The organism is Bradyrhizobium erythrophlei, from assembly GCF_900142985.1.
GTDB lineage: Bacteria > Pseudomonadota > Alphaproteobacteria > Rhizobiales > Xanthobacteraceae > Bradyrhizobium > Bradyrhizobium erythrophlei_B.
On sequence record NZ_LT670849.1, the window covers coordinates 2,953,319 to 2,965,710 of the forward strand.

Here is a 12,392-nt window from a genome sequence, read left to right on the forward strand (position 1 = left end):
CGAGACGACGGATTTATCAATCCAAGCGGAGGGCAGGATGACAGCATCACCGACCGATGGCTTCGCGTTGATCAAGCCGGGCCAGACCTATCTCGGCAAGCAGGGCATCGTGTACGGCGCGGGCGCGTCGAAAGAGACGGTCGGTGCGGAAAAGATCTGCATGAACGTGATGCCGATGCCGCCGGGCGCGGTGGCGAAGGCGCACTACCACAAGGACATCGAGACCATCGCCTATATGCTGGAGGGCGAGTGCGCCGTCTATTACGGCGATCACCTCGAGAAACGCGTGCTTGTCGCTCAAGGCGAGCAGTGTTTCTGCGACGCCAATATTCCGCACGCGCCGCGCAACGAAAGCGGCAAGCCCTGCACCTGGATCGTGGTGCATTCCTCCGGCAGCGATCAGGACGGCATCGTGCTGTTGCCGGAGCTCGACAAGGAGTTGGCGGAGCGATTAGCGAAAGTCTGACTTCGGCGCATTTCCACTTTTCGCTTTAAGGGAGGACCCAATGTTCCGTCTCGCGTTCCTCGTTTTGCTGACACTTCCTCTCGCGACGGCCTGCCTTGCACAACAATTTCCAATTATGCCGGGCGGCGAGTTGCCGGTCGCCACGATCGAACTGGACAAGATGCCGTGGACAACGATTCCCAGCATCAGTGCCGCACAGCAATTCGCGACCATCGTCGGAGACCGTGCGAAACCGGGATTTTATATTCAGCTCGTCCGGTGGCCGCCCCATTCGGTCCTCAAGGCGCACTCTCACCCCGACGACCGATATGTGATGGTGCTAAGCGGCACGTTCTATCACGGCATCGCCGACAAATTTGACGAGAGCAAACTGGAAGCGAGGCCCGCGGGCAGCTTCTTCACCGAGCCGAAGGGTGTTCGTCATTTCGGAATGACGAAAGATGAGGGAACGGTGCTCTATTTTGTCGGCACGGGCCCGTCGACGACGGACAATCTGGAAAAATGAGATCGGACTATCCGCCGAGCGCCGGTTGCCGCAGCTCGACAAGGAATTGGCGGAGCGGCTGGCGGCGTGAGGGGATTGATTCGATTGTAACCGCGATGGCGGTGTGCTCCCTCTCCCCTTGCGGGAGAGGGTTGGGGTGAGGGGTCTCTCGCTAGCACAAGAACCCCTCACCCGCCCGACTTCGCTGCGCTTCGCCGGGCGACCTCTCCCGCAAGGGGAGAGGTGAAGCGCCCTCTTGGCGACTTCGTGCCTCACACCGAGCCGATGATGCCTTCGACCAGATAATCCGTGGTCTCCAGCTTGGGATCGTAGAGGGGCGTGTCCTTGTCGGTGATCACCTTGCCGGTGTTGCTCTTGACCGTGCCGGTGAAGATCGGTTTGCCCGCCTTCAGGTCGGCGATGGCCGCCATCGCCGCGTTACGGCCGGCATCACTGCACCCAGCGCCGAACGCCGTGCTCTGCACCATGTCCTTGTCGTAGCCGCCGATCACCATGTTCGGCAGCTTCTCGCCCTTGGCCAGGAGGCCGGCGAAGCTCGTGTAGATCGTGCCCCACTTCAGCTCGGCGCCGGTGATAAAACCCTTCGGCGCAAGGTCGGCCTGGCTGGCATTGTGGCCGCAGCTCTTGACGCCGCGCTTCTCGGCGGTCTCGATCACCACCTTGGGGCTGTCGATGTGGCAGGCGATGACGTCGCAGCCGGCATCGACCAGCGCGTTCGCGGCCTCCGCCTCGCGCACCGGCATCGCCCAGTCGCCGGTGACGATCAGTTGCACCGTGACGTTCGGGTTCACCTTGCGCGCGCCCAGCATGAACGAGTTGACGTTGCGCAGCACCAGCGGGATCGGCTTGGCGGCGATGTAGCCGATCTTGTTGGACTTGGTCGACAAGCCCGCGGCGATGCCGTTCACATAGTGACCCTGGTCGAGATAGCAGAAATAGCCGCCGGCGTTGGCGGGATGCTTGTCGGCCGACCACAGCGAGGTCGGGTGGCGGAATTCGATCTTCGGATATTTCTTGGCCGCATCGACCATGAAGGGGTTGAAGTAGCCGAACGAGGTCGGGAACAGCAGCGTCGCGCCGTCGATGTTGATCATCGACTCCATGGTCTTTGCGACTGCGACCGTCTCCGGCACGTTTTCTTCCTCGACCACCTTGACGCCGGGCAGGTCCTTCAGCGCCTTGGCGCCGACCGCGTGGGCCTGGTTCCAGCCATAGTCGGCGCGCGGGCCGACATAGATGATGCCGATGGTGAGACCGGCGGCCTGCGCCGGTGCTCCGAGGCCGGACAGCACGAACGGGCTGGCGGCTGCGCCGGAAAGAAAGGTTCTGCGGGAAATCGAACGCGTGATCATAGGCAAACCTCCGTCATGGCTCGCGGCATTGGCGCAGCAAGCGGTGAGAGAAAACGTCAATGCAAAAGACAGGCCGTGAAAGGGCCTAAGGCGGAAGCGACAGGATCATCGTTTCCCCCTGACCTTCGGTTTGGAAATCCGGGCGACTTTCGTGGAACCGGCGTCGAGCTGGCCGGCATAGCGCGACAGCACGGCGCCGAGATCGAAACCGGCGTCGCGTCCGGAATCGAGCAACGCCCGCTGCTCGACCCCGCCAATATGATGATCCATGATTTTGGTCGCGGCCTCGGCATTGCCGGCGCGCAAGGCGGCGACGATCTCGCGATGTTCGTTGACGGCGCAATCGGCCGAATGCGGCCGGCCATAGAGTGCAAGGATTAGCGAGCAGCGCGACACCACTTCGCTGAGGTAACGGCGCAGCAGCGTGTTGCCCGCCATCCCGCCGAGCCGGGTGTGGAATTCGCCGGCGAGCCGTATCGACACGCGGGCATCGCCCGCCTGCCGCGCGGCCTCTTCGGCGCGCACATGCCCCTCGAGGTCGGCGCCGAATTGCGGCTGCCAGCGCCCGATGACGAGGCGCACGACCTCGCGTTCCAGCATCTTGCGGGTTTCGAAGATTTCCCGCGCTTGGTCCAGCGTCGGCTTGGCGGTGGTTGCGGTGCGCCGTGGCGGCGCGTCGACCAGTCCTTCGCCCTGCAACTGCGCCAGCACTTCCCGAACCAGGGTGCGGCTCATGCCGAAGCGGATGCCGAGTTCGTCCTCCGGCAATTTGGTGCCGGGCGGCAGCGCTTGTTCGATGATCGCCTGCCGCAGGGCCTGGCACGCCAGATCGACACGGGTGGATTTCTTGCTCATCCAAAGTATTCCGCCCAAGTGTTCCGCCGAGGCTTTCCCGATCCACGCCGACCGGTGAAATCCCGTGTACGGTATCACCGTAAACTGTACACAGGATGCGGAAATAATAGCCGTGGCGCGCGAATAAGCGGCACCGATTCGCCCAAAGTTTGCGCTCGATTAGCCCCGAAATCCGCCGATAATGCCGCCGACTGAGCGGGCGAGAGTCGCATCAACTTTCGCCAAAACTGTATACAAGATTTTGCCGGCGAGGCGCCAAGAGGGCCGTTAAATGGCGGAAAACGTGATCAAATTGCAGCTCAACCAGCAGCAACTGGAATTGCTCGACCGCACCATTGCGCGCGGGGTAGCAAGCGATCGCGCCGCTCTGGTTCGGCTGGCGATCCGAGAATATGCCGCCGCGCGCAAGGCCGAGGTGACGGCGAAGCCGAACGATCTGGAGCCGAAGCGATGAGCGCCGTAGCCGCTGCGATGAGCGAACGCCAAATACTGTTCGAACACGTGCTCGAGCCCGGCACCGGCAAGGCGATCGAGCTCCTGAAGGGGCAGATCCTGCGCATCGAGCAGGTCGAAGGCGGGCAATGCGCCGACTTCAACTGCTTCAACCTGCATGACTACAAGGAGTTCATGCATTGCGGGCGCACCCGCACGGTGCACGGCTTTCATCCCAGCAAGGGAACGTTCATGTGGTCGGCGCCGCCGCGCGAGCGGGCGATGCTCTACATTCTCGAAGACACTGTGGGGCGCAACGACGTGCTGTTCCCCCGGTGCAGCGCCTATGTCTACGAGGCGTCCTACGGCTTCTCGGTCCACACCAACTGCCACGACATCCAGGCCGAGGCGCAGCGCGAATACGGCCTGACGCCGGACGACGTGCACGATTCCTTTAATCTCTTCATGTGCACCGGCGTCGACCAGGATGGCCACGCTTTCATGACGCGCCAGACCACCAAGGCGGGCGACCATGTAGACCTGCTGGCGCTGATGGATGTGCTCGCGGTGCCGAATGTCTGCGGCGCCGACGTGATGCGCACCAGCAATTTTGCGCTGAAGCCGCTCAAGCTCACGGTGTTTGCGGCGACGGAGGCGGACCTCGCGCGCGTGCCGAAGACGCCGGTGCTCAAGAGCCAGCGCACGCCGAAGGATTTTCGCAATCCCACGATCAAGGCCGATCGCGCGTTGCGGCGCGATTCCAGTTACAGGTCCGAATTCCCGAACACGCCGATCCGCATCACCGAGCTTCCGGTCGAACTGTCGGCGGAGGAATTCGCAGCCTTCAAAGCGGTCAAGCGCACCGACATCTACGGCGAGGACGACGCGGCCGCGTTGCGCGACCTCCTGTTCTCCTGGTGGGAAGAGCGGTTTCTTCATGCCCATGCCGGCGCGCCGGCGATCGAGAGCGAATGATGGACGCGAAGCTCTCCGAACCGCACGACGTGACCTTCGACTTCCGCGAATTGTCGGCGCGCGAGAAGTACAAGTTGATGATCGGCACCGTGGTGCCGCGTCCGATCGCGCTGGTGACGACCGTCGACCTGCAAGGCCGCGTCAATGCCGCGCCGTTCAGCTTCTTTAATTGCCTGTCGGCCGATCCGCCGATCCTGGCGCTGGGCGTGGAAAATCACCCCGACATGCGCTTCAAGGACACCGGGCTCAACATCCGCCTGACCGAGGTCTTCACGGTCAACATCGTCTCGCACGCGATTGCCGAAGCGATGCATGTGTGCAGCGTGCCGTTTCCGCCCGAGCGCGACGAATTAAAGGCCGCGGGCCTCACCGCGATGCCAGGCCAGACGGTGGCGTCGCCCTGGATCAAGGAAGCGCCGGCGGCGTTCGAGTGCCGGCGTCACATCACGCTCGAACTCGGCAAGTCGCGGCAGATCATCATGGGCGAGATCCTGTTCGCGCATTATCACTCCGACGTCGTCGATGCCGACCGGCTGCATATCGATCCGGCGCGGCTGGACGCGATCGCACGCCTCGGCGGCAACACCTGCTCGACGATCCGCGACCGCTTCGACATGCTGACGCCGACGCTTGAGGACTTTCGGGCTGACTGACGCCAAATAAATTCGGGGGCGGCGCATGATCCGGAAAAGTGTGTAGCGGTTTTCCGAAAAGATCATGCGCAACAAGGGATCGCCCCCGAACGAGCGGTCATTTCAAGGCTAAAGCTGTCTCGGCTCGGGGACGTAATGGAAGCCCTCAGCCGTTTTGGCGACATGGCCGATGCCGGGCCACGGGTAGTGATAGGCGAGCACCGGAATCTTTTGCGTCGCCAGCATGTCCAGCATTTTCACGCGGCTGCCTGCCGCTTGCGCCGGATCGGTGTCGTAGGCGAATTCCATCCGCGGCTTTTCCATCAAGAGAATCGGATGGTGGGTGAGGTCGGCGGTGTAGGCCAAGGATTTTCCGCCCGACGAAATCACGAAAATGGTGTGGCCGACGGTGTGTCCCGGCGCTGACAGCGCTGTCACACCCGGCAGGAATTCCTGCTCGTTCTTGTAGAACACGATGCGGTCGCGGACCGGCGTCAGGTTCTTCTTGGCGTGGTCCACGAAGTCTTTCATCTTCGGGCCGGCCTTGTCGTAGTCGGTCCAGTAATCGAGATCATTTTCCGCGATATAGAATTGGGCGTTCGGGAACAGGTTCTTGCCGTCGTCGCCCACCACGCCGCCAATGTGGTCGATATGGCCGTGCGAGAACACCACGGCGTCGATGTCTTCCGGCTTGATGCCGGCATCCTTCATGCTCTTCTGCTGTTTTCCGGTAGCGTTGCCGAACATCTTGGACGTGCCCATGCCGGTGTCGAACAGCACAAGCTTGTCGCCGAAGTTCACGATCGGCGAATTCTGTTCCAGCACGACGTTGTTCGGGGCCAGGAAGTTGTCGGTCAGCATCTTGCGAAGTTCGTCGTCGGGCACGCCGGTGAAGGTTCCCTTGGGATCGCCGAGGCCGAGCGCGCCGTCGGAGACGACGGTCACTTCCGCGTCGCCGACATCAAAGCGATAGAAGGTTTGCGGCGCCGGGCCGAGCTTTGGCGCTTTCGCCTGCGCGATATCGCCTAGCAGGGCCGATGTGGTGAGACCTGCGCCGAGCGCAAGCAGAGACCTTCGCGAAACATCCGATGTCATGCGTCTTCCTCCACGGTGTGATGGATCGTCTTGTGACGGCGATCTTGGCCAATAGCCTAACCGAAAAGCTGCGACCGCTTTTTGACATTTGGAAGGCGTAAGGTCGCAGGCGGCGAATGATTCTATTTTTGGCTGCGCTTGCTCTCGATCGCGTCCCAGACCTTTGCCGCGACATCCGGCCCGTTGAGCCGGGCGATGGCGCGAATGCCCGTCGGCGAGGTCACGTTGATCTCGGTGAGATTGCCGTCGATCACGTCGATGCCGACAAACAGCAGTCCGCGCTTGCGCAATTCGGGCGCAAGTGTCGCGCAGATTTCGCGCTCGCGATCGGAAAGTTCCGTGGCCTTTGCCGCGCCGCCGCGCACCATGTTGGAGCGCAAGTCGTCTGTGGCCGGCACGCGGTTGACGGCGCCGGCGAATTCGCCGTTGACCAGGATGATGCGCTTGTCGCCGTGCATCACCTCGGGAAGGAAGCGCTGGATCACCCATTGCTCCTTGAAGGTGACGGAGAACAGGTCGAACAGGGAGCCGAAGTTCATATCCTGCGGCATGATGCGGAACACCGCGGCCCCGCCATGACCGTGCAGCGGCTTCATGACCACCGCGCCGTGCTCGTCGCGAAACGCGTTGATCTCATCCAGGTCGCGCGAGATCAGCGTCGGCGGCATCAGTTGCGGAAAATCCATCACGAACAATTTTTCCGGCGCATTGCGAACGCTGGCCGGATCGTTCACCACCAATGTCTTCGGGTGCAGTCGTTCGAGCAGATGGGTCGAGGTGATGTAGGCGAGGTCGAATGGCGGGTCCTGCCGCAGCAGGATGACGTCGAAGGCGGATAGCGGCTCGCGGCGCGGCTCGCCGAGCGTGAAATGGTCGCCGACTTCATCGCGCACCGTCAGCACCTGCACCGGCGCCACGATCTCGTTGCCGCGCTGCGAGAGCTTGTCGGGTGTGTAGTAGGACAGCCCGTGCCCGCGCTTCTGCGCTTCAAGCAGCAGCGCGAAGGTGGAATCGCCGCGGATGTTGATGCGCGCGATCGGGTCCATCTGGACGGCGACGTTCAGTTTCATGGGCGGGTCCGTCAGCTTTCTCGGTCGGGACGAGTACTATCTAAACACTTGCATCGAACGCCGCCATGACATGGCGCGGCAAACGGCGCGGCGCAATCAGCATGGCGTCGAAGCGCAGATCATACTCGGCGTGTTCGGGATGCGCCATCAGCCAGATTTGCGCGGCGGCGATGATGCGCGTCTGCTGGCGCGGCGTCACCGCATAGGCGGCCTCATCGAGGCTCGCGCGCGCCTTGACCTCGACGAAGGCCAATAGATGACGCCGCCGCGCCACGATATCGATCTCGCCATGCGGGGTGCGGAAGCGCCTGGCAAGGATGCGGTAGCCCTTGGCGATCAGAAATGCCGCGGCGCGGGCCTCCGCCGAGATGCCGGTACGAAACGCTTCGACGCGTTCGGTGGAGGCCGGCTTGTCAGCTCTTGCCATGCCCGCCCTTGGATAGTTCCAGCGCACGGGCATAGATCTCGCGTCGCGGCCGTCCCGAAACCTCCACCGCATGCGCCACCGCGTCCTTGACGCTGTCGCGCGCCAGCCGGTCGCGCAGGAGATCGTCGACCTCCGCCGCCGACATGAGCTGGCTGCCTTCGGCCTGCGGGCCGATCACCAGCACGAATTCGCCGCGGGTCTCGAGCGTGGCTGCGGATTGCGCCAGGTCAGCAAGCGATCCGCGGCTGACTTCCTCGTGCAGCTTCGTCATCTCGCGGCAGATCGCGGCATCGCGACCGCCCATGATCGCGGCAAGGTCGGCGAGCGTCTCCTGCACGCGGCTGCCGGATTCGAACAGGACGAGCGTCGCATCGAGCCGCGAAAGCTCGGTGAGGCGCGTGCGTCGCGCGGTCTGTTTCGGAGGCAGGAAGCCCTCGAAAAAGAAGCGGTCGGTCGGCAGCGCCGCCACCGACAATGCCGTCAGCACCGATGAAGGCCCCGGCAGCGCCACCACGCGATGTCCCGCCGCGCAGACCTCGCGCACCAGCTTGAAGCCGGGATCGGAAATCAACGGTGTTCCGGCGTCGGAGACCAGCGCAATCGATGCGCCTTGCGCCAGCCGCTCGAGAAGTTTCGGCCGGGCAGAAGCGGCGTTGTGTTCGTGATAGGGCGTCAACTGTGCCGTGATCGCATAGCGCTCGGTCAGGCGGCGGGTGATTCGGGTATCCTCGCAGGCGATCAGGTCGACGCCGGCGAGCACTTCCAGCGCGCGCAGCGTGATGTCGCCGAGATTGCCGATCGGCGTTGCCACTAGATAAAGGCCGGCCGGCGGCTTGGGCGCGGTCAGCCTCTCGCCGTGGATGGCATAGTTCCGCTTCCCGGATTGTTCCGGGGAGATCGGTTGATCGGTGGATACAGCCCGCATAATCGTGATAATCTAAAGCAGAGAGAGGGAGAGTGCGAACCGCGGCGAGGGGCGCGCACGTATCTGATCGGGATATGGCCGGCAGGCCAGTCTCTTTCACGTGGCTGAGGGGTGAAACCCGTAACCGGCCAAAGCGCCGAGGAGCCAAAAACCTTTTGTTTTGGTTAACTATTTCGCCGACAATATGCCTGAATCCACCCCTCCTGATGCCCCAAACGGGGCGAGGGCGAGGTCCCGGCCTTCAAGAGGCCTGGGACAGGAAAAGAGATTATGAGAGTGGATCCGTTCGATCCCAAGGTTGAATCCGACAAGTCTGGAACCGAGCAGTCTGAACCCGGCAAGTCCGGGATTTTAGGCTCGAAGGCCAGCCGGCGAAGCGCGCTTGGACTCCTGCTCGGCGCGCCGCTGCTTGGCGCGTGCGCGGGTGTCCAGCAAAGCATCAGCCAGTTTTCCGTTCCGAATCCGTTCAGCTCGTCGCAACCGGCGACCGGCCCCGCCGGAGGGCCGCAACAGCCGTCGACCTCCATCGGTAACGGCCAGGTCAAGGTCGCGCTGATCCTGCCGTTGTCCGCCGGCGGCAATGCGGGTACCGCGGCGACGTCGATGAAGAATGCGTCCGAAATGGCGCTCGCGGAATTCCTCAATCCCAACCTTCAGCTCCTGATCAAGGACGATGCCGGTAGTCCGCAAGGCGCGCAAGCCGCGGCCCAGCAGGCCGTCGACGAAGGTGCGGAAATCATTCTCGGGCCCCTGTTTGCTTCCTCGGTCCCGGCGGTCGCGCAGGTGGCGCGTGGGCGCGGCATTTCGGTGATCGCGTTTTCGACCGATTCGAGCGTGGCGTCGCGTGGCGTCTATCTCCTGAGCTTCCTGCCGGAGTCGGACGTCAACCGGATCGTCGAATATGCGGCCACGATCGGCAAGCGATCCTTTGCAGCGATGCTGCCCGAAAACGCCTACGGCAATGTGGTGGAGACGGCGTTCAAGCAGGCGGTGCCAAAGCGCGGCGGCCGCGTGGCCATCTTTGAAAAATACGGCGCCGATCGCGCCACGACCGCGCGCACCGTGGCCCAGTCGCTGCAAAACGCCGACTCGCTGCTTCTGGCCGACGACGGCGAAGCGGTAGTTCAAACAGCGGACGCGCTGACCGCGGCCGGCGCCAATCTCGCCAACGTGCAATTGCTCGGCACCGGCCTTTGGGACAATCCGCGCGTGTTCGCGAGCCCGAGGCTGCAAGGCGCGTTATATGCGGCGCCGGATCCCGCGGGCTTCCGCAGCTTCGCCAACCGCTATCGCAACAAATATGGCGGCGAGCCGGTGCGAACCGCCACGCTTGCCTATGATGCGGTGGCGCTGATCGCGGCCCTTTCGCGCACGCAAGGCGGCAAGCGCTTCACGACCGAGGTGCTGCTCAATTCGTCCGGTTTCGCCGGTATCGATGGTCTGTTCCGGTTCCGCGCCGACGGCACCAACGAACGCGGGCTTGCCGTCATGCGCGTCACGTCCGGTGGCCCGACGCCGGTTGCCGGCTCGCCGAAGAGTTTTGGGGCTTAATTCCTTCCGTCGTCCCGGCCAAGCGAGCACTGGCGAGCGCGAGCCGGGACCCATAGCCCCGATGGCGATTATTTCCATCCGGTCGCAGCTGCAGCTCGCTCTCGCCTCAAACGCCTGTGGTTATGGGTCCCTGCTTTCGCAGGGACGACAGAGATTACGCCGCCAGATCCGCAACCACCGCATCCAGCACCGGAAAGCCGGCTTGCGTGACGCGCAAGCGCCCACCGTCGTCGACGGCAATGGCGCCTTGCTCGCGCAACAGCGCGATGCGGCGCGGATCGAGCGGGCGGCCCGACAGCGCGGTATAGCGGCGGGGATCGATGCCTTCGGCGAGCCGCAGCCCCATCAGCAGGAACTCGTCGGCGCGTTCTTCGCTGTTGAGGAGATCGTCGACCACGACGCCGTGGCCGTTGGTCTCGACCCGCATCAGCCACGCTTCGGGACGTTTCTCGGTCGAGGTCGCATGCCGCACGCCGTCGATATCCAGACGGCCGTGTGCGCCTGGGCCGATCCCGGCATATTCCTGGCCCCGCCAATAGACGAGATTGTGCCGGCATTCGGCGCCGGCACGTGCATGGTTGGAGATTTCGTACGCGTTCAAACCGTTGATATCGCAAACTTCCTGCGTCACGTCGTAGAGCGTCCGCGCGAGCGCCTCATCCGGCGTCTTCAGTTTGCCGGCCGCGTGCAGGCCGAAGAACGGCGTGCCTTCCTCGATCGTCAGTTGATAGAGCGAGAGGTGTTCGGCCGCTTCTCGAATCGCCAACGTCAACTCGCTGGTCCAGGCCTCCGCGGTCTGGTCGGGACGCGCATAGATGAGATCGAAGGAATAGCGTTCGAACGAGCGACGCGCGATGGCGATCGCATCCAGCGCCTCGCGCGCCGAGTGCAGCCGTCCGAGCTCTTTCAGTGACGCATCGTCGAGTGCCTGCACGCCGAGCGAGACGCGGTTGACGCCGGCGGCGCGATAGCCGGCGAAGCGCGTTGCTTCCACGCTGGTCGGATTGGCCTCCAGCGTCACTTCGGCGTCGCCAGCCACGTTCCAGTGCTTGCCGATGGCGTCGAGGATCGCGGCGACCGTCCGCGGTTGCATCAGCGAGGGCGTGCCGCCGCCGAGAAAAATCGAGGTGACTTCGCGGCCATCAGCGCGGCTTGCGGTGGTCTCGATCTCGCGCGCAAAGGCGCGCGCAAAACGCTCCTCGTCGATGGCGGCGTGACGGACGTGGCTGTTGAAATCGCAATAGGGGCATTTCGACAGGCAGAACGGCCAGTGCACGTAGACGCCGAAGGCTTCTTGCTGGTTTTGCCCACTAGTGCCTACTTTCCGAAGTTCGTGCTCCATCTCAGCAGCCACCTTTCACGAACTTCGGAAAGTCATGGGCTCTAGCAAACTTAACAATTCTAGTGCCGCTTCTCCATTTGAAGTTCCTGAACGGAATTCGCAGCTTGTGGTGTAGGAACTTCAAATGGGCGGCACTAGTCAAGGCAGCGCTCCGCGAGTTTGACGAAAGCGCGCGCCCTGTGGGAGAGCCCTTTGCCGAGCGGCGGCAGGCCGTGCTTCTCGATTCCGCTCATCTCGCCGAAGGTGCGGTCGTGGCCGTCGGGCAAGAACATCGGATCGTAGCCGAAGCCGGCGGTGCCGCGCGGCGGCCAGACCAGCGTGCCGTCGACGCGCGCCTCGACTTCTTCGAGGTGGCCGTCGGGCCAGGCAACGCACAGTGCCGAAACGAAGTGGGCTTTTCGCTGGGCGGGTTCGGTCGCGCCGCGCTCGGCCAGCAACCGTTCGATCCGGGTCATCGCGCCGTTGAAATCTTTCGACGGTCCGGCCCAGCGCGCCGAATAGATTCCGGGTGCGCCGTCGAGCGCGTCGACCACGAGACCGGAATCATCAGCAAACGCAGGAAGGTTCGCCGCCGTCGCGGCCGCGGCCGCCTTGATTTTGGCGTTGGCGGCAAAATTGTCGCCGGTCTCTTCGGGTTCGGCGAGATTGAGATCGGTTGCCGAAATCGCCGTGACGCCGTGCGGCGCCAGCAATTCGCGCATCTCGACGAGCTTGCCGGGATTATGGGTCGCAATCACAAGCTGGCCGGTTATGCGACGGGGCATC

At 63.4% G+C, this 12,392-nt stretch carries 14 protein-coding genes; 6 read left to right on the forward strand and 8 right to left on the reverse strand.

Features of this window, described 5'->3' with window-relative positions:
- The first annotated feature begins 37 nt into the window (after positions 1 to 37).
- Together BUA38_RS13705 and BUA38_RS13710 are read left to right on the forward strand one after the other, a co-directional pair.
- Positions 38 to 466 carry a cupin domain-containing protein gene (locus BUA38_RS13705; protein WP_072818415.1) on the forward strand — a complete coding sequence of 143 codons (429 nt, stop codon included), beginning with the start codon at positions 38 to 40 and terminating at the stop codon, positions 464 to 466.
- Positions 467 to 506: 40 nt separating this feature from the next.
- Positions 507 to 971 carry a cupin domain-containing protein gene (locus BUA38_RS13710; protein ID WP_072818417.1) on the forward strand — a complete coding sequence of 155 codons (465 nt, stop codon included), beginning with the start codon at positions 507 to 509 and terminating at the stop codon, positions 969 to 971.
- A 251-nt stretch (positions 972 to 1,222) separates the two neighbouring features.
- Here the strand turns inward: BUA38_RS13710 and BUA38_RS13715 are convergent, their stop codons facing one another.
- Together BUA38_RS13715 and BUA38_RS13720 are read right to left on the reverse strand one after the other, a co-directional pair.
- Positions 1,223 to 2,323, reverse strand: a complete 1,101-nt coding sequence (locus tag BUA38_RS13715) for a BMP family ABC transporter substrate-binding protein (protein ID WP_156898521.1) — start codon at positions 2,321 to 2,323, stop codon at positions 1,223 to 1,225.
- Between the two features lie 105 nt (positions 2,324 to 2,428).
- Positions 2,429 to 3,178 (reverse strand): GntR family transcriptional regulator, encoded by a 750-nt coding sequence (locus BUA38_RS13720; RefSeq protein WP_072818419.1) that lies wholly within the window; start codon positions 3,176 to 3,178, stop codon positions 2,429 to 2,431.
- Between the two features lie 271 nt (positions 3,179 to 3,449).
- Here BUA38_RS13720 and BUA38_RS13725 point away from each other — a divergent pair, with 271 nt between their 5' ends.
- Genes BUA38_RS13725 through BUA38_RS13735 form a run of 3 tightly spaced genes read left to right on the forward strand, consistent with a single transcriptional unit; the run spans position 3,450 to position 5,238 of the window.
- On the forward strand, positions 3,450 to 3,632 hold the full coding sequence (locus BUA38_RS13725) for a ribbon-helix-helix protein, CopG family (RefSeq protein ID WP_072818421.1): 183 nt from the start codon (positions 3,450 to 3,452) through the stop codon (positions 3,630 to 3,632).
- Positions 3,629 to 4,585: a DUF1989 domain-containing protein gene (locus BUA38_RS13730; RefSeq protein ID WP_072818423.1), complete on the forward strand. Its 957-nt coding sequence runs from the start codon at positions 3,629 to 3,631 to the stop codon at positions 4,583 to 4,585. The genes BUA38_RS13725 and BUA38_RS13730 overlap by 4 nt, the downstream gene beginning before the upstream one ends.
- Positions 4,585 to 5,238 carry a flavin reductase family protein gene (locus BUA38_RS13735; protein ID WP_072818427.1) on the forward strand — a complete coding sequence of 218 codons (654 nt, stop codon included), beginning with the start codon at positions 4,585 to 4,587 and terminating at the stop codon, positions 5,236 to 5,238. The genes BUA38_RS13730 and BUA38_RS13735 overlap by 1 nt, the downstream gene beginning before the upstream one ends.
- Positions 5,239 to 5,346: 108 nt before the next feature.
- Here BUA38_RS13735 and BUA38_RS13740 read toward each other — a convergent pair whose 3' ends face one another.
- The 4 genes from BUA38_RS13740 to rsmI form a co-directional block, all read right to left on the reverse strand.
- Positions 5,347 to 6,312 carry an MBL fold metallo-hydrolase gene (locus BUA38_RS13740; protein WP_072818431.1) on the reverse strand — a complete coding sequence of 322 codons (966 nt, stop codon included), beginning with the start codon at positions 6,310 to 6,312 and terminating at the stop codon, positions 5,347 to 5,349.
- Between the two features lie 122 nt (positions 6,313 to 6,434).
- The gene (gene gshB, locus BUA38_RS13745) at positions 6,435 to 7,382 is read right to left on the reverse strand and encodes a glutathione synthase (RefSeq protein WP_072818433.1); all 948 of its coding nucleotides are present in this window, start codon (positions 7,380 to 7,382) and stop codon (positions 6,435 to 6,437) included.
- Positions 7,383 to 7,422: 40 nt separating this feature from the next.
- On the reverse strand, positions 7,423 to 7,809 hold the full coding sequence (locus BUA38_RS13750) for a YraN family protein (protein WP_072818435.1): 387 nt from the start codon (positions 7,807 to 7,809) through the stop codon (positions 7,423 to 7,425).
- A complete protein-coding gene (gene rsmI / locus BUA38_RS13755) occupies positions 7,796 to 8,734 on the reverse strand; it encodes a 16S rRNA (cytidine(1402)-2'-O)-methyltransferase (protein ID WP_072818437.1) in 939 nt (312 codons plus the stop codon). The genes BUA38_RS13750 and rsmI overlap by 14 nt, the downstream gene beginning before the upstream one ends.
- Positions 8,735 to 9,004: 270 nt before the next feature.
- Between rsmI and BUA38_RS13760 the strand changes: the two genes are divergently transcribed.
- Positions 9,005 to 10,285, forward strand: coding sequence for a penicillin-binding protein activator (locus BUA38_RS13760; protein ID WP_083587576.1), 1,281 nt, complete (start codon positions 9,005 to 9,007; stop codon positions 10,283 to 10,285).
- A gap of 154 nt (positions 10,286 to 10,439) precedes the next feature.
- Here the strand turns inward: BUA38_RS13760 and hemW are convergent, their stop codons facing one another.
- Together hemW and rdgB are read right to left on the reverse strand one after the other, a co-directional pair.
- Positions 10,440 to 11,627, reverse strand: coding sequence for a radical SAM family heme chaperone HemW (hemW, locus tag BUA38_RS13765; RefSeq protein ID WP_072818439.1), 1,188 nt, complete (start codon positions 11,625 to 11,627; stop codon positions 10,440 to 10,442).
- Positions 11,628 to 11,761: 134 nt separating this feature from the next.
- The gene (gene rdgB / locus BUA38_RS13770) at positions 11,762 to 12,391 is read right to left on the reverse strand and encodes an RdgB/HAM1 family non-canonical purine NTP pyrophosphatase (protein ID WP_072818441.1); all 630 of its coding nucleotides are present in this window, start codon (positions 12,389 to 12,391) and stop codon (positions 11,762 to 11,764) included.
- Position 12,392: the final 1 nt, after the last annotated feature.